Consider the following 20,439-nt stretch of genomic DNA (forward strand, 5'->3'; position numbering starts at 1 on the left):
CCAGTGTTTTGTGCCGCTGATCGAAACGACGGCTTCATCGAGATGCCATTTGTCGCCGAGCCGACCTGACGAACGCCGACGGATCTGATCGGCGAAGGTCCGTCCGAATTTCTCTGCCCACATCCGCACCGTCTGATGCGAGACGATTATCCCTCTCGCTGCCAACATGTCCTCCACCATTCGCAAGCTCAAGGGGAACCGAAAATACAGCCAAACCGCGTGGGCGATGATATCGGCTGGAAAGCGATGGCGGCGTTAGAGCGGGTCACGAACGGTCATGACCAAGTATCACACGCCAACTCCATAATCCGTTAACTTGACGATGCCCCAGATCGGGTTGCGATGAAACGTAAAGTCAAGTGAAATCCCGAAACAAATGAACATCATAGCTGTCCCGAAGTACGCCAGTGTGAAGCCACCAGGTCTATCCAGCGTTGCTATTTAAAGTGGAAGACACACAACCGCTTCTGGCTTCGGCTACCTCCATCGCTCTCGCGCGGCCGTCATTTCCTATGCAGCATTCATGATATGACAGACGGCTATTTCTTGCGGATGGCATAAACGAGCGATGTTATTGGCAAAGTTGTCGCCGCAAACAAGCCAAGGCAAGCTGCGATAGGAACTTCCAACCGAAGAAGAAAGGTGCTCAACGCTAGCGCCAAAACGATAAAAAGGGAGCTCGAGATGTTGTTCGCAGCAAAAATTCGGGACTTCTCGCTTTCATTGATACATTGATAGAGCGACGACGAAAAGTGAGAGGCGTATATTCCCGAAGCCAACGCGATGACAAAGAAGTCAAGCAGCGTCCGATTGAGCGCGGAAGGGATCGAGAATTGCAAATCGACACCCGTGCTCGCGATCAGAACGGCCATTGCGCCGGGCAGGTACTCGGCTATCCGGCCCCGATTGAGCCAAGGGCCGCCTCCTAGCCCGAGGCCGGCGCCCAATGTGAAGGTCAGCAGGATCGATGCGATCTGCGCCTCGGATCCGAGCAAAGTATAGCGAACCAGCACTGCGACGTTCGAGAGATATACTGCACCCAATGCCCAGTACCAGGAAAGCGCAAGGATGGAAGCCAACACGCGGCGGTCCTGTATGGCGAGACGAAGAATCCGCAGTGTCGGCGGTATTGGATTGATATCAAGTCTGCTGCGCGAGGCGCCCGCATTTGCAATGCCGGGACTGGCGATCGTCAAAAAAAACGACACGCCGACCATTAGCAGTGCGACAAGGCCAATTATTCCGCGATCCGGCTGAGCTCCGAGGATGGCGCCCAGGTAAGTCGCAAATAAAATTGCGGCCATGGAGGCCGCTTCGACGGCGGCATAGCCTATCCCGTGTACCGAACGAGGAAGGAGATCCGAGACCAACGAATATTTGATCGGGCTATACAAAGTGGAAGTAACCCCCTTTGCAAATACCAGCGTCAGCAGAAGCGGGACATTGCCGATGTAGAAGCCAAAGGCGGTACATGCCGCAATTATCAGGTCTGCATATCGGAGCCCAAGTGCAAGACTCCGTTTGTTGAAATAGTCGCCGAGATAGCCGCCATGTGCCGAAAAGATGAAGAATGGCGCCATGAACAGAATCCAAGCCAGGGATGCCAGCCAACTGAGGCGCTCCGCATCTATATCGCTGCGGAATGCCAGGGACACGATCACTGAATTCTTGAGCAGCACGTCGAAAGCCGCGTTCGAGGCGCCGATAACGCAATGCATCGCAAATGGCCAATTAACCGGATGTTTCATCGCTTCGCTTCGGTCGTCGGTCTATCGCAGTTCGGAGGGGTCGCGATCATACATGAATATGCGCGGTCCGGTTTCACTCTGGGAGACGGGCGAGGACGGCGCAGGCGCGATAATGATCTGTCAACGGGAAGACGCCTTCCATGCGGGAGAACGTTGCAAGCTGAGAAACGTCAAGGTGGCAAAGAACATGGGCGAAGAAACCCGAATTCAGACCGAAGCTGTAGAAGTCATCGAAATTGGCGAAGCGCACCTCCTTCGTGAAATGTTCGACGGCAACTACGTCAAGGCCGGCCTTCGCGCAGAAAGAGACGATCGTGTCGGCGTCCTCTGGAGCCCTGTTTTTATCGCGGATGAATTGATCCGGAAGGACCGTGCGCGCCAACGAGTAGACGCGCGGAAATGCCTGAAACGTGCTGCTGACGATCGAGTAGTATCCCTTTGGCTGCAAGAGCTTTGCGGTGCGCGCAACTATGTCTTCGCCATCGATAAAGGTCGTCAGGAAGTGCATCAAGATTAGGTTCATGCTCTCAAGGGAGAAATGCTGCAGCGTATTAGCCACATCGTCGTGAACCGCATGAAAGCCCAACTTGGCCTTGGCGATACGCAACATCTCCCCAGAAAGGTCGATTCCGTGCAAGGCGGCGTTGGGGTAGTTCTTCTCGATCGCAATCAGCGATTCACCGGTTCCGACGGCGAGATCCAATACGTTTTGGGTCTGATCGGCAGTGACATGCTTGCTGATCTGCTCCAAAGCAATAGCTCTGGCGCCAGCAAGCAGGCCGCGTTCATCATCGTCATATGTCTCAGCTATGCGCTGATCGTATAGTCTGCCAATGTTCATGTGAGCGTATTCCCTATGATCTTTATCGGTTCAGCTGATATGTTGCGCGGTCTGCGCGCTTTTGCTGTTTTGGTCGAGCATGTCTTGTCGTAGATCGATCCCGCTTTCGGCCAAATATTCGCGGAGCATGTGCAGGAATGCCTCGATATCCTTCGGTTCGATCTGACCAATGTTGGCCAGTCGGAAACAGTCGATCTGCCCGACTTTTCCGGGATAGATGGTAAAACCCCCGCTAAGAAGCACATCGTGCATGGCATCGAAGCTGAAGTTGAGAGCTGGGGGCATCAGAAAGGTTGTCAAAAGCTTCGATTGTGGTAGATCCGGGACAGCCATTCCGAAGCCCAGTTCATCCATGCCCTTGACGAGGGCTTCCCAACAACTGCAGTAGCGCATGTAGCGCTTGATCTGAGATTCTTCAAAGAACTCGTCAAGAGCGGCATCTAGTGCATATAAAACCTGAACTGGTGGCGTAAAGCGCATCTGCAGGCTGCCGTGAAAGCTGCTATATTGCTTATATAGATCCATATACAAGCTTCTCGGGCGATAGTCCGGAGGCGGGTTGAGCAGCTTGCTACGGCAAATTGCAAAGGAGATACCAGGCATGCCCTGAATGCACTTGTTCGACGACGAAATGAGGACGTCGATAGGCGTTCTTCTCAAGTCGATAGGGATGCCTGCATAAGAGGACATTGCATCCACGATGAGCGTCACTCCAAACCGGCGCGTCAGCTCGCTTAACTGTTCTATCGGGTTAAGAACACCGGTGGTAGTTTCATGGTGTACGGCTACCATGTGGGTTATCGCCTTGTCCTTTCCGAGAAGCGCGGCTATGGCTTCCAGATCGGGCAGTCGATCGTAGCCAGTCTCGTGGACTGCCACCTGCCCCGGATCGAGATGGATATGGCACATCTCCAAGATGCGAAGACCATAGGCGCCATTGATTGACACCAGGATCTTGCCGTCCGCGGGAACCAGAGAACTGATGCAAGCCTCTACCGCGCATGTTCCGGAACCGGCGAAAATGACGGCGCTATGTGTGTTTTCGCCGTGGACTACCTCCACCAGCCGTCGCGCGATCTTTTCCTGTAGCCTGCCGAACTCGATCTCACGCGGACAAATGTCGGAGACGATCTGAGCCTGTTTCACCCGCTGGCTGGTTGTCGCCGGTCCTGGAGTCAAGAGAATGTTCCGTATCGGGATCATGCTGGCTCTCCCGAAGCCGACACGATACGCGGCCAGATCACCGCGTTTGCGCGTGCAAGATGATCGAGCGTGTCGATTTCTGTCCAGGTCAGTTCCGTCTTTTCGACGTGCAGCGGTAGCGAGCGGGCAATCCCAACCAGACCTTCCTCGTAATGGAAGCCGACGGGACGCTTGTGCCCATTGCGCGACAGCCACGCATCGATGGCAAGCGGAACGCTGCGCTCGAGCTTGCAGATCCCGACAAGCTCCGCATCGATACGCGCCAACGAGCCGCGGTCTTTTGACAGGTTCACGAGATGCGAACGATCGTCCGTCTGAATGTAGACCTCATCTCCCGATCCGGTATGCCCGGAGGCAAGCACGACATTGGGAAAAGGGTACCCCAGCACTCGATCGATCATCGCCGCATCATAAAGAAGATCGGACTCGAGCGAGAGAAAGTCGCAACCCAGGTCTCGCGTACAAAGCAGAAGCGTTTCGAGGCTGCCCGAATTGGCAAAATCACTGTTAGCAATGCAATCGATTTGCACGTGCCTGATGCGCGAGGATAGGGCCTCGTACTCCGATGCCATGTATCCTGTTCCGATAACGATGCGGCGGATACCACGATCCGCCAGAATTTCGATCGATCGCTCGACGATCGGCTGTCCGGCGACGGGTATAAAACCCTTGGGGGCGTTGTGGGAGTATTCCGATATTCTGCTGCCAAGCCCCGCGGCCATGATGACCGCTGTATCGATGCTCATTTCATGAACTCCTGCAGCCGGCGCACCGCATCGGCGGGCGAAATGGTGGGGCGTCCCAGTGGTGAAATCGAGCCTGGCGCTATCGAGACATGCAGAAAGGTTAGCCGCGATTGTGCCAGCCAGTCGTCCAGAGCTTGCTCGACCTCACCCAGGTTTGAAGCGCTCGCCACATGCGAATATCCGGCACCGTGCGCGATCATGGGCCAGTTCATCCCACGCGATGCTGTAGCTTGCCCACCAGTCGAATCGTGCGTCTCGTTGTCAAGCAGAACGTGAAGAAGGTTGTCGGGTCGATAGCAGGCGTTAGTCGCCAGATTTCCCATGCGCATAAGCAGGGCGCCGTCTCCATCGAGCGCGATGATCTTTCGTTCGGGTCTTGCGATGGACAGTCCAAGTCCGATTGAGGAGATGCATCCCATGGAGCCGACCATGTAAAAATTGTTCGGCGCATCCTCGAGTGTGAAGAGCTCTCGTCCGCACATTCCCGTTGTTGCGAGCAGTACGGTGTCATCACGCTTGCGATTGGAGAACACCTTCAGCACGTCATAACGGCGGGGTCGCTGGAGGTCACTTCCGGCGATTGGGATCGTCAAAGTTCCACCTTGATATGCCTGGAGTGGTGAGGAACGTAGATCCAGCGAAGAGAAGGTGCTCTTCGATACAAGAAAGAACACAGACTTGCCTCTTCGCAAGAAGTTCTGGGCCTCTTCCAGCTGCCTTGCGGCAGAGGACAGATCGGTCTTCAGATGAATGACATGCACACCGCTCGTCTCCAGCAGCGGTCGCGTGATCTGTCCCATAAACTCATGTTGGACCTCGTCGGGAACACCGTCTTCGCCGCGAAAGCCAACGAAGCCAGTAACCGGAACCTCAAAGATGTTGGTCAGCGACGTCAATGGAGCGAGCGCATTTGTAAGTCCGGAATTCTGGAGGAGAACTGCCGATTTCTTGCCGCCAAGCTGAGCGCCGGTTGCGATGGCAACGGCTTCGCCCTCGTTCGTCGCAGCGACATAATCGAGTGAATTGCTGGCGAGATTGATCAGAGGCTGCAGAAGGGAACATGGGACTCCCGAAAACAATTCGTAGTGGTGTGACTGCAGCAAGGCCCCGAATTCGCTCGTATCCATCATGACCGCTGGCCCACAGCAACATAATTCCTGGTGTCATTTCGCTCGCCGGGGAGGTATCTTTCCTCGGCCCGCTGTAGTTCATCAGCACCCTGGAGTCGGAATATTTCCGACACCGGAGCGATCTTGTCCTCTTGATGCGTGATCGACTGCATCTTGAAGATGTCTTCGGCGGTCTTGCGCATTACGGATATGGCGGATCGAAGAATGTGGTTTGCCCAGATAATCGTGGAGACGCCGAGCTCTTCGAAGTGAGGCGTCGGCGTGGAATGATAGGTCGTCGGAACGATGACGACGGGATGCCGATTGCCCCATTCCCTCATGAAGGCTTCGATCTCGTCAGGCCCACGCTTCTTGCTATGCACCAGAATGGCGTCGGCGCCCGCCAAGCGGTAGGCTTCGGCGCGGTTAAGCGCTTCTTTCAAGCCCGCCCCTACGATCATGGCCTCTGTTCTCGCAACAATCACGAAGTCGTCGTCCCGTTGCGTATCTTTCCCGGCTTTGATCTTCCCGCAGAATTCGTCGAGTTCGGCCAGTCCCTGCTTCTCACCGTCGATAAAGGAATTGGTTTTCGGGAAAAGCTTGTCTTCAATGCAGACACCGGCCACCTGGCGGGACTCGAGCTTCGAGACCAACCGGCGCAGGTTGTTGAAATTGCCGTAGCCGGTATCACCGTCAAGAAGGATAGGAACGCGCGTGGCATCGCTCATGAATTCCACAAACTCGAGGACTTGGGTCCAACTGGCTTCATTGTTGTCGCGAACCCCCATCGAGCCTGAGAGGGTCAAGCCACTCGCCCATATCCCCTTGAATCCTGCTTCCTCGACGATGCGGGCGCTCAAGCCATTGTGAGCCTCGCATAGGAAATCCAGCTCCTCCCTGCGAAGCATCTTTCTGAGTTGCGTTGTCTTCTTCACAGTCTAATTCCTTCAAATCTCATGGTTTTGGCACGAGGATGTTTCGGCATATGGGCTCTGTGCCTCTTGAGGACGACGTCACCCGCTCCGGAAAGCCGCGTCTGCTTCCCACGAATGGCCTGTTCTGCCGGAGAACGGCGTCGCGACAGCGAAAATTGCGTTTGGCTGGCGTTACGACGGCGCCATTGAGCGCGCCGCCTGGCAGAAGGTCCCGCGTTAAGAGTGCTTTCCTGTTCGGGTGGAGCTCTTCTTCGAGGCGAGAACCATTAGGCCGATCTCCAGAAGCGTGAAAGGAACCGCGATGTAGTAGGCCAGTAGAACGGTTCCCAGGAGATCGAGCCTGGGAAGAAAACCGATCTGGAGACTGAAGCCCGGAAAGCAAAATATTGCAACCATGAGAGCCGCGTATGCATAAATCTCGAAGCTCCAACCCAGCCGAGTTATAAATAGTTGGCCTGCATATATGCGAATGACGTATGTCCAGCATGCGAGGGCTTGCCGCAGCAACATGGCACCGAAGACCAGAGCTTCATGGAGTTCGAACCTGTAGATGATGGCGGCCTGGAGGATGAAGAAGCCAAGAGCATCCCCGAAATGGTCGAGAAATCCCCCGAATTCGCTACATTGCTCCGTATTCCTGGCATGAATGCCATCGCAGGAGTCCAGTAGGATCCATAGCACCAGTAAGGCGGCGCATATAAGAAGCGAGTAAGGTTGTGTCGACAGCGCAAGAGTTACTGCTGCAGCAAAGCCGATACAGATTGCCGCAAGCGTTAGGATGTTCGGATGAACAGATCGTGGAATATGTGCGACAAATTTGGACAATAGAGGATAGATCAGTCGATCCGTTATATCGTGGTTGGTAGCGGAGGGCTTTGCAACAGATGGCTCCTGTCGGATCATGTATTTTTTCCAATTATTTGCTGTATAGATGTCTTAGCGTGACGAAGGCCGTGATATTTCGGCGAGGTGAAAATCCTCGTTTCCCAGTTGCGCGACTTCGCGTGGCGCTTGAGTTTGGCGTCCGGATTGATCGCTACCGGATAGCCAACGATTTCAAGCATATGTCGGTCCTGCCAGTGATCGCCATATGCATGGCATTGATCAAGTGCGATACCGTTGCGCTGAGCGTAGTCTTGCACAATCTTGGCTTTCGCCTTGCCGAACGGAATAGGCCCTCGCACTTCACCTGAAAACTGATCACCGTGAGTTTCAAGAAACGTTGCATGGCATTCGTCGACTTTGAGATAGTCTCCTGCTTTCAATGCGATGAAATCGATCGTTGCAGAAACGATGACTATCTTATCACCAGCCTGCCTATGCTTCTCGATCTGAGCAAGCATGCCTGGATAGAAAGCTTTGCTAAGCTTTGCCTCGAACAGTTTCTCATAGATATCAACGCAAGGCCTGATACTCTCTCCTGAGAACAATTCCCGAAGTATCTTTCGCTTTAAATTCCCGGTACCGTTAATCAAATGCAGATCATACCTCAGCTGCAGGCTGATGATCTTGACGAAATTCTTGAAGCTGATACCACCACGCGCAAGCTGATGATACGCAAAAACCTTCTCTCCGACGCAATCCCAAAGAGTCTTATCAAGATCAAAGAAAGCTGCAGCAGGCATTATAAGTCTTTCGGTGACGCCAATAGATGTGAGTGCACAGCCGCGCCTTGAATAGAAGCGCTGATGCGGCAATCATTACAGCAATTCACTCTTGTATTTGGTAGGTTGTTATTACGAAGATATACGAACGCGAACATGAAGCATTATCGTATCGGGTGATACCCCGCGATTGGTACTCCGCTGCTGCGCAATAGCGTTATAGAAAATGCCTGCAGATTTGAAAGAGGAATCGCTCCCTTAAAGTCCTACCTCGGTGTCTCATATTTGGGTATATCGAGTTAAGCGCGAGGCAGAGCGGCATTTCATCGCCCATCGAGGTCGCTGCTAATTCAGCACGATCTGAAATGTAAGCATCAACACTACCGCAGGAGCTTTGCATCCGCGCGATTACAGATCAAGGGTGGTGGCTGGTTGGGGCGACCTGGATCACGGATCGACAGTCTGAGATATCACACCGCTCGCGATCGCGAAGGCTCGAGAGTTCAATCGATATCATGAGGGGAGGAAGAATGTGTGGCGATCGAAATGCGCCGTCGCACGGCTTGCTCAGTTTCCGTCACGCAGATGCTGAAGCGCCCACTGAAAAGACGCATCGATCGCAGCGAATTTGGATGCCTGCCAACGTCGATGATCCCCGATCAGCATTTCGGAAATCCAGAAATTGCCACCATTGCCGGGAAGCTCCCATCCGATGACACCGAGATTGCGTGCGCGCACGAAGACGCGCTGGGCATGACTGCGAGAGATGATGTAGCGCTTGGCGAGCTCCCCGATGCGCAAAGGTCCGATCGACATCTTTGGCTCCAGTAGCCGCTCTGGCGACAGTCTCGACATCACGTCGTGCAGGATATTGCTGCCCGACGCTGTCCGAACAAATGCGTCCACCGCTTCGGGTGGTTCACACCAGTTCGTGTCGCCAAACAGCGACCTGGACATTCTCGGTTGCGCGTACCAAAGTAGCCGGTGATCCGCCGCAGATTGCAGATAGCGTGTCCCTTGGTCGAGCGTGTCGAGTGATTTCAAATGCTCGTCGAACCATTCGCGGATCAATCCTTCTGCAGTATCGACAATCCTCAGCGGACGAACGCGCTTGTCGCCTTCTGGCGTGGCGTCTACGAGAAGCCGGTAATTCCGCATCTCCGCCAGATGCGCGGTCGCCGTGTTCCTGCTTGCAACCTTGCTGTCGGCGATAAATGTGATCAGATTCGCGGCTGATAGGCTGGGCTTTGTCGGGTCGGTGACCGTCTCAAAATGAAAAGCTAGAATTGCTTGGGTCAGCAGCCACCTTTTCATGTCCGCCGTATAGCGTACGATCCGCGGTGCAGCATCGTGCATAGCAATAAGCTTCAATGCGGCGTTTCTGAGCGCGACAGCAAAGAGCGGATTCTCCGCGATTGCGTCGATCGTCAGGGGATTATGCGCATTGCTAACGGCGAGCATCGGGGTTGGGACGAAATTCATGCGATATCTCCACGCGAAGGCAACCGGAGCAAGTCCGCGTGGATAGGATTATCTGTCTCAGGCGACAGCGCTTGGATACTACCCTAACCACAATTCTTTTGGTTGCCTATCTCACCGAATATCGTCGTTCCATGCGAATGTTTGCCGCTGCAAAAAATTGGTCTGCTTGTGCCAAAAAGATTGCATTTCGTGTCATCACGTGGGCAATTTGGCGCTCGAATTTATCGGTCCAATGGAAAGCCTGTCTTCCAGGCTGTTGGTGTCGCCTTCGGCGACTGATGCCAATCGGCATCGTATTCGGCGAGCATGACAAAGCCTCCCGCCGACACTATGGCGCGCAACCGCAAACGTCGCTGCTGGCCCGCCGAGTCTATGGTCAGATCGTCAACCTCTTCCATCTTCACCAAAAACATCGCATCGCCAACGATCATCGCGAAGCGCATGCTATCCCACTTCGAGGCGATGAGAAATTACCTTGCCGAACGTTGCGCAAGAGAGGCCCCAGCTATCCGATCTACGCTCTCAATTCAATTAAGGCGACGTCACCGTTTCGGCCACTTTTCATTCTTGAACTGCATCGAGCCAGTAGTCCCTCCTTCCGAACAGCCAATTTGGCGCAAAGCCGGGATGGACCCCATTTCCTGTTTTGCATCTACCTGACCTGCTCCCCTTCTCGGCGTGGCTGTCCGGAAAGCGCAACTTTATCGATCGGGCCGCACTATAGGGCTATGGAATCCGGCGTCGATCCGCATGCTAGCTTACTTTAATTTCTCATGTGTTGGTTTCCGTCCAGAACTGAAGGAGTTGGATGCCCCCTCCAGACGGCAGCGCAATGTGCCAAAGTGATGTTTGCAACAACGTCACTCAAAGGAGAGAGCCTCCATGAGGGAAGTTAGCATTGTAGGCCTAGACCTTGCAAAGCGCGTATTCCAGCTCCATGCGGCTAGCGCCGATGGCGGTTTGGTATTTAGCCGGAAGCTATCTCGCGTGCATGTCCTGGCTTTCTTTTCAGAATTGCCGAGGTGCGTCGTTGCGATGGAAGCATGTGCGACTGCGCATTACCGGGCTCGTGAGATCGGGAGGCTCGGCTACGAAGTTCGGTTGCTACCACCTGCTTATGCCAAGCCTTTCGTCAAACGGCAGAAGAATGATGCGGCAGATGCTGAAGCAACCGTAGAGGCTGCCATCCGCCCCTCAACGAGGTTCGTCATACCGAAGACAGAGAAACAGCAAGCCTCCTCCATGATCTTTCGGAAGCGCGACTATTCGTGCGTCAGCGAACGCAGCTCATCAATGCTCTCCGAGCCCACTTGGCAGAACATGGGGTCATTGCACCACAGGGGATTGCGAGCCTGGTCGCGTTGAGGGAGATCGTAGAAGCCGATAAAAGTAGCCTTGAGCTCCTGGTCGTGGAAACCGCCTGGATTTATCTGGAACAGATCGACCTGCTCAACGCCCGGATCCTCGACCTGGAGAAGGTACTCAAGTCTGAAGCCCAGCAATCTGAAAATACGGCTCTGCTGATGTCAATGCCTGGCGTGGGACCGATCACTGCCATGGCGATCGAGGCCTTTGCCCCAAGTATGACGACGTTTCGGAAAGGACGAGATTTTGCAGCATGGCTCGGGCTGGTACCTAAACAACATTCGAGCGGCGGAAAGCAGGTACTTGGCGGACGGCGAAGATGGGACAGCGCGACATCTGGCGGCTTTTGACTATCGACGCAATGACGGTGATCCGATGGGCATGCGGCAAGGCTCCCTCCGAGAACTCCGTCCACATATGAACCCCTCGGGCTGGGGCACGGGACACGGAAAACAGATACGCTCTAGCACTCCTTTGGCAGAATTGAATTTGGGGTGATTTGGAACCTGATGCGACAGTAAGGACAACGCCGCTGTGGGTGATGGTTTGAGAGTTCGGCTATGACGGCGCGCCGGATGGCTTGCCGTATCGGCTCAGGCGGGTCGTGGCTCTTCCATTTTTTCCGCTTTGCTTTGTTGAGACGCTGGCGCTGAAGAATGGCACGGAACCTGCCGGAACACTGGCGCGCATATCTCTTCCCGGCTCACTCGCTCCGCATCCAACTTTGGGCCGCGCGGCTTCTTCTTGCTCGCCGACTTATCGTTCGCGCCATCGGTCGCTTTCTCCATACCGGACGGTCGAAACGGCAGGCGTGGCGGCAGGTTCTTCAGCCGCGCGATCTGATCACGCAACAGCTGGTTCTCGGCCTTCAGACGGGCATTCTCCAGTCGAAGCTCCGCGTTTTCCTCACGAAGGGCCGTGTTTTCAGTCTCAAGCTTCGCGAGGCGAACTTCAGCCTGTTCCGCTCGTTCCAGATCTCTATCAATGACAGCGAGATGGCGCAAAGTCGTCATGAATGCCCATGATTTATGTGAGAAGTGCATAAATTGCATGTCCAAATCTCGTTTGCCGCCGAATTCAAAACCAACGTAAGTTTTCCGCACTAGAACACGGAAGCTCATCAACGAGCTCAGGGGATCGAATTTGACGAACTCAGCGCCACTGGACGTGAATGCGCTTGTGATCGTGCCTCAGCGAAAAATCGGCACGAAGATCATGGCGGCAGTCTGCATAATCCTTCTTCTTCTTCTGGCGAGAGCCTTCTGGAAGGGCGATATCGCCTGGGAATATGTCGCACAGAACCTGTTTACCAGGGCCGTCATGACGGGTGTTGGCAACACGATCATCATGACGTTCTGCGCCATGATCGTCGGCATCGTTCTGGGTGTCATTGCCGCGATCATGCGTATGTCGGACAATCCGGTTCTGCGCAGCATCTCGGTCGGCTATGTCTGGCTCTTTCGCGGTACGCCGGCGCTGCTCCAGCTCCTTCTGTGGTTCAACCTTGCCCTGATTTTCCCGACGATCGGTATTCCGGGACTGTGGTCGCTCCGCACCGTCGATGTCATGACGCCGTTCGTTGCGGCCCTCCTTGGGCTTGGTATCCAGCAGGGAGCCTATACTGCCGAAGTTGTGCGTGCCGGCCTTCTGTCGATCGACAAGGGGCAGATGGAAGCAGCACAGTCGATCGGCATGACGAAGCTGCGGGCAACGCTGAAGATCGTGCTGCCGCAGGCCATGCGCGTCATCGTCCCGCCGATCGGCAATGAAACCATCGGCATGGTCAAGCTCACCTCGCTCGCCAGCGTCATCCAGTATTCGGAAGTTCTGAAAAACGTCGAGGATATCTATTACGTCAATTCGCGCGTCATCGAACTGCTGATCGTGGCCGCCATCTGGTACATGATCGTCGTCACCATTCTTAGCATTGCGCAAGTCTATATCGAGCGGCACTTCTCCAAGGGATGGGGCCGGCGCGATGCGAGCGCTCAGCAGGCCGCCGGTCAGGCTCTGGTCGGGGAGGCTTCCTGATGGATACGATCATCAAGGCGCACGGCTTGCAGAAATACTTCGGCACCTTTCACGTCCTCAGGAATATCGATTTCGAGATCAGGAAGGGCGAAGTCGTTTGCATTATCGGGCCTTCCGGTTCGGGCAAAAGCACTTTCCTGCGCTGCATCAACCAGCTTGAGCAAATCGATGCGGGTTATGTCACGGTCGAAGATGAGATCGCCGGCTATCGCCGCGAGGGCAATCGGCTGTTTCCGCTGCCGGACCGTGAGATCGCCCGTCAGCGTCAGTCCGTCGGCATGGTCTTCCAAAAGTTCCATCTCTTCCCGCATCGCACGGTCCTGCAGAACATCATCGAAGGCCCAGTCGGGGTGCAGAAGCGACCGAAGCAGGAGTGCATCGCCGAAGCGCGCGTTCTTCTGCAGCGCGTCGGTCTTGCCGACAAGGCAGGTGCCTATCCGGGCGAACTTTCCGGCGGCCAGCAGCAGCGCATCGCGATTGCCCGCGCGCTCGCCATGAAGCCCAAGGCCATGCTCTTCGACGAACCGACCTCGGCGCTCGATCCAGAGCTTGTCGGCGAAGTCCTTGGCGTCATGAAAGAACTCGCCGCCTCCGGAACTACCATGATCGTCGTTACGCACGAGATCGGCTTTTGCCGCGAGGTGGCCGACCGTGTCGTCTTCATGGACGCCGGCATGATCGTCGAGACCGGAACGCCCAGCGACATATTGGAGAACCCCAGGAATCCCAGAGTGAAGAATTTCATCTCTGCGGTGCTTTAGCAACAAAAGAACCTGAAGAAAGACCATCAGAGGAGAATTTCATGAAACTCATTCGTCTTGCTGTTTCGGCGGCCCTTCTTTCGCTCGCGGCCACCGCTGCTTCCGCGGATTCGAGCCTGAATCTGCTCAAGGATGGCGAACTCCGCATCATGACCAATCCGATCTATCCGCCGATGGAGTTCGTCAATCCGGACACCGGTACGATCGATGGTTTTGACGTCGATCTGGCGAACGCGATTGCCAAGAAACTCAACCTGACAACCGTTTTCGTCACGTCTGCCTTCCAGGAACTGCAGAGCGGCCTGCAGACCGGCCGCGCCGACATGATCGTCTCCGGCATGAGCGACAACGTGAAGCGCCAGGCCAGCATGGACTTCGTCGACTACATCACCAGCGGCCCGATCCTATTTACCGTCAACGCCAATGTCGCGACGTACAAGCAGCCGAGCGACCTGTGCGGCAAGACTGTTGCCGGAAGCCGCAGCACGTCCTTCGGTGACAACGTCAAGGCATGGAGTGCCGAGAATTGCGAAGGCAAGGGCAAGCCCGCCATCAAGTTCGAGGGGACTGCGGATTCGAATGCTGCCCGTCTCGGTATGAAGCAGGGCCGTTATGACGCGGTCGTGCAGGGCATCGAAACGATCGCCTATCAGATGCGTATCGAGCCCAATACCTATACGCTCGTCGGCGAGCCGCTGCTCAGCAACGACACGTTCGGCATTGGCTTCAAGAAGGACCACACCACGCTTCGCGATGCGGTTGCCGGCGCTCTCGACGGGCTGATCAAGGACGGCACCTATGGTGAGATCCTCAAGAAGTGGGGCCTGGTTCACAATGCCGTTCCGAAGGCGGTAATCAACGGCGTCAAGTAACGCCTGAGGAAGCGCCGCGATAATAGCGGCGCTTCTCTTTCCCATTGCAAGCAGCCATCGGCCGGGGCGTCTCAGCGCCCGCGGATGGCGGGCTGCGTCCTAAAACACCTTGAAACGCATGCAGAGTCCCATGACTGCGAAGAGTGCAATCAAATCGGCAAGACCAAGCCTGTGGCCGGCAGGCCGGCAATCGGCTGTGGCGCTCGCCTTCGATGTCGATGGTCCGACGGGCGATGCAATGCTCGACGGCTCGCTGCTCTCGAATCCCCGCTATTTCACGCAGGGCGCCTATGGCCCGTGGCGAGCGCTGCCGCGGCTTCTCGATCTTTTGGCTGCTTATGGGCTCAAGGCGACCTTCTTCGTACCGACCTGGGTGGTCGAACATTGGCCGTCGCAATGCGAGCGCATCCTTCGCGATGCCCATGAGATCGCTTATCACGGCCATTATCATGAGGTCTTCATCGACTGCAGCCGCCAGCAGCAGCTCGATATCATGGGACGCTCCCGCGACATTTTTCAAAGCCGCATGGGTGTGACGCCTGTCGGCTTCCGCACGCCGTCCGGCGACTGGAGCGATGAGACCGCGCAGTTGCTGCACGAGTTCGGTGTTATCTATTCAAGCTCGATGCGCGGCGACGACAGGCCTTACTTTCACATGACATCGCGTGGTCGTGGGCTTGTCGAGATTCCAGGGCGCTGGGATATCGATGATTATACCGCGCTCGCCTATACCGAAGAGCCTGATTTTCCCATCGGCCTCGACCGCATCTCGGGCTACGCCGATGTTCAAAAGAACTGGTGCGCCGAATTCGAAGGCTATCACCGCGAAGGACTCTGCTGGACGACGATCCTGCATCCGAAAGTTTGCGCCCGGCCCGGCCGGCTTGCGATCCTCGAAGGTCTGTTCAAGGCAATCACCGCCCATGGCGACAGTGTCTGGGCAACACACTGTGCGGAAATCGCAACGTGGTGGATCGCGCAACATCCGGAGAATACCGCATGACCGATACGGCTTCAAAAGGCTTCTGGCCGCAGGGCAAGACATGCGCGGCAATCGTCTCTGTGATCTTCGACGACGGGCTTGATGCAGTCGCGCAGGCGCCTGACCTCAAAGGGCGCAGCAAGAGTTTTTCCGTCTGGCAATATGGCGCCACGCGCGGCGTTGAACGTCTTTGCAACGCCTTTGCCGATGCCGGCATTTCCACGAGCTGGTTTGTGCCGGGTATCGTCGCGGAAAAGCATGAGGAGTTGCTGCGCGACGTCGTGGCGCCGCACCATGAGATTGAGGGCCATGGCTGGAATTTCGAGCGTTATGACGCCATGGATGCATCTGCCGCTGTGGACCTCCTCAAGCGTAGCCGTGACAGATTGAGCGCGATTGCATCGAACGAGGTTTCCGGTTTCCGGTTGCCTGCCGGCAACTGGCCACGTCACTTCGATCGCCTGCTCGTCGAGGCCGGCTATTCTTGGTCGGCATCGCTGAACGGCGACGATGTGCCCTACAGCCATTCCTCCTCGCTGGTGGAGATCCCGGTTCACATCGAGCTGGAAGACCGGCCCTATTTCCAATTCAATTTCACCCCGGCCTTCCCGAAGGGGCAAAGTCGCATTCCGTCCTATGAGGCAGTGCTCGGCAACTGGATCGCCGAGTTCGATGCCTACCGCAAATACGGCCTCTGCTACGTCATCCAGCTTCGCCCGGAATGGACCGGCACGCCGGGACGGATCGCACTTGTTGAAGCCCTACTTGCCCATATCACGAGCTTCGACGACGTGTGGCTGGCGACCGCTGCGGACGTCGCCCGCTGGCACGCCGACAAGGGCCTTGCTGCATCGGGCGACCACCCGATCAATGTCTATGAAGCCTATATCGATGAGGAACGGTCCCGTGAGCGATAATCTGACCCAGGCGCTGGCGGAGCTTGTCTGCTCGACCAACTATGAAGCCTTTCCGTCCGAGACCATCCACAAGGCGAAGCTTCATATTCTCGATACGCTGGGTGCTGCGATCGCCGGTTCGACTTCCCGCGAAACGGATGCCGTCGTCGCGATGCTCGGTATCCAGGCGGGAACTGGAGCTTCCCTGATCTGGGGCCGATCGATTGCGTCGGACGCGAGAACGTCGGCTTTCGTCAACGGTGTTTCTGCCCATGCCTACGAGCTCGATGACAGCGGCGGCTGCGATCATTCCGGTGCAGTCGTTCTTCCAGCCGTGCTCGCCGCGCTTGGCGATCACAAAGGACCGGTCGGCGGCCGTGACCTGTTGCGCAGCGTCCTGCTTGGCTATGAAATCGGCCGGCGCGTGCTGGAAGCGGTTGGCGGATATGAAGAGCACAATGGTCTTGGCTGGCATTCAACGGGGACGTGCGGCGCATTCGGCGCTGCTGCCGCAGTCGGCAGCATGGTGAAGCTCGACGTGAATGCCATGGCCTCCGCTCTCGGCTCGGCATGCTCCTTTGCCGGCGGCACCTGGGCGTTCATCCACAATGGCAGCTCGACCAAGAAGCTCCATGCCGGCCGCGCCGCCGAAGGCGGCCTGATGGCTGCCTATCTCGCACGACATGGGTTCGAAGGCCCCGACAGCGTCTTCGAGGCGGAGCGCTGGGGCAGCTTTTTTGCGGCCTTCGGCGCGGGCAAGGGCGATCCGCAGGCGCTTTTGCGCGATTTCGGAGATTACTGGCGCCTGAATCGATGCTCGATCAAGCCGCACGCCACTTGCCGTGGCACGCATGCCGGCATCGATGCGCTTGATCTCATGCTGCAGCAACATGGTCTCGAGCCCGCCGATATCGCAGGCATCGAGGTGGATATAAGCGGCTTCCAGTACGGCATGTGCAGTGGCAAAGTCATCGAGTCGCGCGCACAGGCCCAGATGAGCCTGCCCTACGCTCTGGCGGCTCGGCTGCGTTACGGTAAGGTGTTTCTGGCCGAACTTGAGGAGTCCGCGTGGTCGGCTGTCGAGATTGGCCCGTTGATGGAGCGCATCGCGGTGCGTATCGATCCCGCCATGAAGGACGAGGATGAACCGGCGATCACCATCGTGACTGCCGCGGGCGGGCGACATCGGCTCGTCGTCGAATTCCCCCTTGGAGGACCGCAGAACCCGCTGAGCGATGAGCGATTGATCGGCAAATATGCCGCGCTCGCCGGCATGGTGCTGCCGGGATCAAGGGTCGACGCTCTCAGCGACTACGTTCTCGATCTCGAAAATCAGACCGACGCCCGCAGCCTGCTTGCGCTGCTTCAATAAAGGATGCGCCCCGAGGAGGGCGGCATTCGTTCAAAAGGGAAGACCGCGATGAGAAATCAGAAAGAAGCCACTTGGTCGCCGCTATTCAAGGAGGCGGTCTCCAGGGATTTCGAGAGCTTTCACGAGTGCCTTGACCAGGACAAGCGCATCGCGCTGCACGATGTCGCCGGATCGAAGGTCCACGCCGAGATGCTTGCCCGCGCCGGCATTCTGACCGCTGACGAAAACGGCAAAATCCAGACCGGTCTCGACCAGGTGGCCGAAGAGATGCGTTCGGGTGCCTTCGAATGGAAGACCGAACTCGAAGACGTCCATACAAATGTCGAAGATCGCTTGATCGCACTGATCGGCGATGCCGGCAAGAAGCTGCATACCGCAAGATCGCGCAACGATCAGGTGGCGACGGACATTCGTCTCTATGCCCGCGAGCAACTGGATCTTCTCGCCGACGATCTGAAGACTCTGATCGGCGCCTTTGTGGATCTGGCTGAAAAACATGCCGATGCGATCATGCCAGGCTTCACGCATTTGCAGGTGGCGCAGCCTGTCACTTTCGGCCATCATCTCATGGCCTATGTCGAAATGTTCCTGCGCGATCTCGATCGGGTCGGCGCCGCGCGCGAACGGCTCAACATCTCGCCGCTTGGTGCTGCGGCGCTTGCGGGTACGGGCTATCCGATCGATCCCGAATACAGTGCCTCCAAGCTTGGCTTCTCTACGTCCTTTGCCAACTCGCTCGACGCTGTTTCTGATCGCGATTACGTCGTCGATGTCTGCAGTGCTGGCTCGATCATTATGGGGCACCTGTCGCGCTTCAGCGAGGAAGTCATCCTCTGGTGCACGACGATGTTCGATTTCATCGAAGTGGGCGACCAGTTCTGCACCGGTTCCTCGATCATGCCTCAGAAGCGCAATCCGGATCTTGCGGAGCTTGTGCGCGGCAAGGCGGCGCGTGTCATGGGCAATCTCGCCTTTTCCGCAGCCCTGATGAAAAGCCAGCCGCTTGCCTTCAACAAGGACCAGCAGGAATCGAAGCCGCCGCTGACCGATACGCTCGAAACCGTGCGCGCCGCCGTCAGCGTCATGGCGCAGATGATCCCGACGATCACCGTCAAACATGCGAGGATGCTTGCTGCCGCCAATCGGGGCTATTCGACGGCAACTGACCTTGCCGACTATCTCGTCCGCGCCGGCTTACCCTTTCGTGATGCACACCACGCCGTTGCCGCAATCGTCGGTGCGGCCCGCGACAAGGCGTTGCCGACGCTTTCGGAGCTTTCGCTCGCCGAGATGCAGTTTTTTGCGCCTAGTGTCCGTGAGGATGTCTTTGAGGTGCTGACGGTGGAAGGTTCTGTTGCCAGCCGCGATCACAAGGGCGGCACAGCGCCGCGAAGGGTTCGGCAAGCGATCGAGACAGTGCGTCGGGCGATCGCTTGAGTCCCGTTGGTTGCCATTCCATCCACATGCGTTAATGCTTGCCGTTCGAAACAGCAGCAAAGAAGCCGGGTAGGGAATGGAGCCGAGGTTCGATCACAACAGATTGCCGCCGCTGCAGACGCTGCAGACCTTTTCCGTTGTCGCGGAAACGGGCAGCTTCACGGCGGCGGCGGCAGAACTCAATCTGAGCCAAAGCGCGATCAGCCGGCAGGTGCAGCAGCTCGAGCATTATTTCGGCTGCAGCCTGTTCGAGCGCCACACCCGCAAGGTTGCGCTGACTGAACGCGGCATGGCGCTGATCCCGATCGTCGACGGTCTGCTCGCCTCGCTGAAGACCTCGTTCGAGGCGACGCGAACGACGGTCCGGTCCCTCACCATCCGCATGCCGCCGACCTTTGCGCGAAAATGGTTCCTGCCGCGCCTGCCGGATCTTCATAGCCATCATGGGGATCTGAACATCAATATCGACACCGCCTGGTTCTTGCGACCAACCTTCTCGGTCGGCGACATCGACATGCTGATCACTTACGGCAACGGTCATTGGCCTGGCATGGATGTGCTGCCCCTATTGCGGGAGCAACTGACCCCGATGTGCTCGCCGCAGTTTCTATCGAAACTCGGGGATCCACCCGAGGTCAAAAACCTGCAGAACTGCGTTCTGTTGCATTCCAATCCGCGTCATAGCGACTGGACCCTTTGGCTGCAGGCCGACGGCGCCTATTCGTTCCAGGCCGCCCGTCATCAGGTCTTCGATACCCAGGATTTCGCGATGACCGCTGCCGCGAGCGGCTATGGCGTGACAATGGGCGATCTCGCCTTTTCGCGGCAGGATCTGGAAAGCGGTGAGCTCGTCGCTCCATTCGAGCGGATCATCGACAGCGGCTACGGCTACTACGCACTCTGGCCGGCCCGTGCCGAAGCACGCCAGAAAGTGCGCGCCTTTTCCGACTGGCTCGATCTCACCTGCAGCGCAAGTCCGGACGGCTTTGACAGAGATCGAGCCGACACTTCGGCGTAGTGTTACTTTCGGCGAAATCAGAGATTTTCGCCCCTCC

General features: G+C 56.6%; 19 protein-coding genes and 2 pseudogenes. 9 read left to right on the top strand and 12 right to left on the bottom strand.

All coding sequences use genetic code 11. The features are described from left to right. From QD461_RS28200 to QD461_RS28250, 11 genes and pseudogenes are all read right to left on the bottom strand, one after another. Window positions 1-231 (bottom strand): annotated as a pseudogene (locus QD461_RS28200) (IS6 family transposase); the annotation flags it as partial. 308 nt (window positions 232-539) lie between these two features. Continuing rightward, the gene (locus tag QD461_RS28205) at window positions 540-1,679 is read right to left on the bottom strand and encodes an MFS transporter (RefSeq protein ID WP_414090547.1); all 1,140 of its coding nucleotides are present in this window, start codon (window positions 1,677-1,679) and stop codon (window positions 540-542) included. 142 nt (window positions 1,680-1,821) lie between these two features. Next, entirely contained in the window at window positions 1,822-2,589 is a 768-nt protein-coding gene (locus QD461_RS28210; RefSeq protein ID WP_414090548.1) for a methyltransferase domain-containing protein, read from the bottom strand. Window positions 2,590-2,619: 30 nt separating this feature from the next. Further along, a complete protein-coding gene (locus tag QD461_RS28215) occupies window positions 2,620-3,792 on the bottom strand; it encodes a 2-aminoethylphosphonate aminotransferase (RefSeq protein WP_414090549.1) in 1,173 nt (390 codons plus the stop codon). Further along, window positions 3,789-4,538 (bottom strand): NTP transferase domain-containing protein, encoded by a 750-nt coding sequence (locus QD461_RS28220; protein ID WP_414090550.1) that lies wholly within the window; start codon window positions 4,536-4,538, stop codon window positions 3,789-3,791. Before QD461_RS28220 ends, QD461_RS28215 begins: the two co-directional genes overlap by 4 nt. After that, on the bottom strand, window positions 4,535-5,668 hold the full coding sequence (aepY, locus tag QD461_RS28225) for a phosphonopyruvate decarboxylase (RefSeq protein ID WP_414090551.1): 1,134 nt from the start codon (window positions 5,666-5,668) through the stop codon (window positions 4,535-4,537). Before aepY ends, QD461_RS28220 begins: the two co-directional genes overlap by 4 nt. Beyond that, entirely contained in the window at window positions 5,665-6,555 is an 891-nt protein-coding gene (gene aepX / locus QD461_RS28230; protein WP_414090617.1) for a phosphoenolpyruvate mutase, read from the bottom strand. Before aepX ends, aepY begins: the two co-directional genes overlap by 4 nt. Window positions 6,556-6,798: 243 nt before the next feature. After that, window positions 6,799-7,485 (bottom strand): CDP-alcohol phosphatidyltransferase family protein, encoded by a 687-nt coding sequence (locus QD461_RS28235; protein WP_414090552.1) that lies wholly within the window; start codon window positions 7,483-7,485, stop codon window positions 6,799-6,801. Then, on the bottom strand, window positions 7,482-8,207 hold the full coding sequence (locus QD461_RS28240; RefSeq protein WP_414090553.1) for an HAD family hydrolase: 726 nt from the start codon (window positions 8,205-8,207) through the stop codon (window positions 7,482-7,484). Before QD461_RS28240 ends, QD461_RS28235 begins: the two co-directional genes overlap by 4 nt. A 546-nt stretch (window positions 8,208-8,753) precedes the next feature. Then, on the bottom strand, window positions 8,754-9,668 hold the full coding sequence (locus QD461_RS28245) for a hypothetical protein (RefSeq protein ID WP_414090554.1): 915 nt from the start codon (window positions 9,666-9,668) through the stop codon (window positions 8,754-8,756). 221 nt (window positions 9,669-9,889) lie between these two features. Further along, window positions 9,890-10,111, bottom strand: coding sequence for a hypothetical protein (locus QD461_RS28250; RefSeq protein WP_414090555.1), 222 nt, complete (start codon window positions 10,109-10,111; stop codon window positions 9,890-9,892). A 439-nt stretch (window positions 10,112-10,550) separates the two neighbouring features. Here QD461_RS28250 and QD461_RS28255 point away from each other — a divergent pair. Continuing rightward, window positions 10,551-11,442, top strand: a pseudogene (locus QD461_RS28255) (IS110 family transposase); the annotation flags it as partial. A gap of 184 nt (window positions 11,443-11,626) precedes the next feature. On the opposite strand, the gene QD461_RS28260 reads toward QD461_RS28255, so the two are convergent. Beyond that, window positions 11,627-12,154, bottom strand: coding sequence for a hypothetical protein (locus QD461_RS28260; protein ID WP_414090556.1), 528 nt, complete (start codon window positions 12,152-12,154; stop codon window positions 11,627-11,629). 22 nt (window positions 12,155-12,176) lie between these two features. Between QD461_RS28260 and QD461_RS28265 the strand changes: the two genes are divergently transcribed. From QD461_RS28265 to QD461_RS28300, 8 genes are all read left to right on the top strand, one after another. Beyond that, window positions 12,177-13,064 carry an amino acid ABC transporter permease gene (locus QD461_RS28265; protein WP_414090557.1) on the top strand — a complete coding sequence of 296 codons (888 nt, stop codon included), beginning with the start codon at window positions 12,177-12,179 and terminating at the stop codon, window positions 13,062-13,064. Then, complete coding sequence (locus QD461_RS28270; protein WP_414090558.1) at window positions 13,064-13,825, top strand: amino acid ABC transporter ATP-binding protein; 762 nt, start codon at window positions 13,064-13,066, stop codon at window positions 13,823-13,825. Before QD461_RS28265 ends, QD461_RS28270 begins: the two co-directional genes overlap by 1 nt. Window positions 13,826-13,866: 41 nt before the next feature. After that, a complete protein-coding gene (locus QD461_RS28275) occupies window positions 13,867-14,697 on the top strand; it encodes an ABC transporter substrate-binding protein (protein ID WP_414090559.1) in 831 nt (276 codons plus the stop codon). Window positions 14,698-14,827: 130 nt separating this feature from the next. After that, a complete protein-coding gene (locus tag QD461_RS28280) occupies window positions 14,828-15,700 on the top strand; it encodes a polysaccharide deacetylase family protein (protein WP_414090560.1) in 873 nt (290 codons plus the stop codon). Further along, window positions 15,697-16,596 carry a polysaccharide deacetylase family protein gene (locus QD461_RS28285; RefSeq protein ID WP_414090561.1) on the top strand — a complete coding sequence of 300 codons (900 nt, stop codon included), beginning with the start codon at window positions 15,697-15,699 and terminating at the stop codon, window positions 16,594-16,596. Before QD461_RS28280 ends, QD461_RS28285 begins: the two co-directional genes overlap by 4 nt. Continuing rightward, window positions 16,586-17,947 (top strand): MmgE/PrpD family protein, encoded by a 1,362-nt coding sequence (locus QD461_RS28290; RefSeq protein ID WP_414090562.1) that lies wholly within the window; start codon window positions 16,586-16,588, stop codon window positions 17,945-17,947. Before QD461_RS28285 ends, QD461_RS28290 begins: the two co-directional genes overlap by 11 nt. A 48-nt stretch (window positions 17,948-17,995) precedes the next feature. Then, a complete protein-coding gene (gene argH, locus QD461_RS28295; protein ID WP_414090563.1) occupies window positions 17,996-19,384 on the top strand; it encodes an argininosuccinate lyase in 1,389 nt (462 codons plus the stop codon). A 76-nt stretch (window positions 19,385-19,460) separates the two neighbouring features. Continuing rightward, window positions 19,461-20,402, top strand: a complete 942-nt coding sequence (locus QD461_RS28300; protein WP_414090564.1) for a LysR substrate-binding domain-containing protein — start codon at window positions 19,461-19,463, stop codon at window positions 20,400-20,402. The last annotated feature ends 37 nt before the right edge of the window (window positions 20,403-20,439 follow it).

Source organism: Rhizobium sp. BR 314, assembly GCF_047445805.1.
GTDB lineage: Bacteria > Pseudomonadota > Alphaproteobacteria > Rhizobiales > Rhizobiaceae > Rhizobium > Rhizobium lusitanum_B.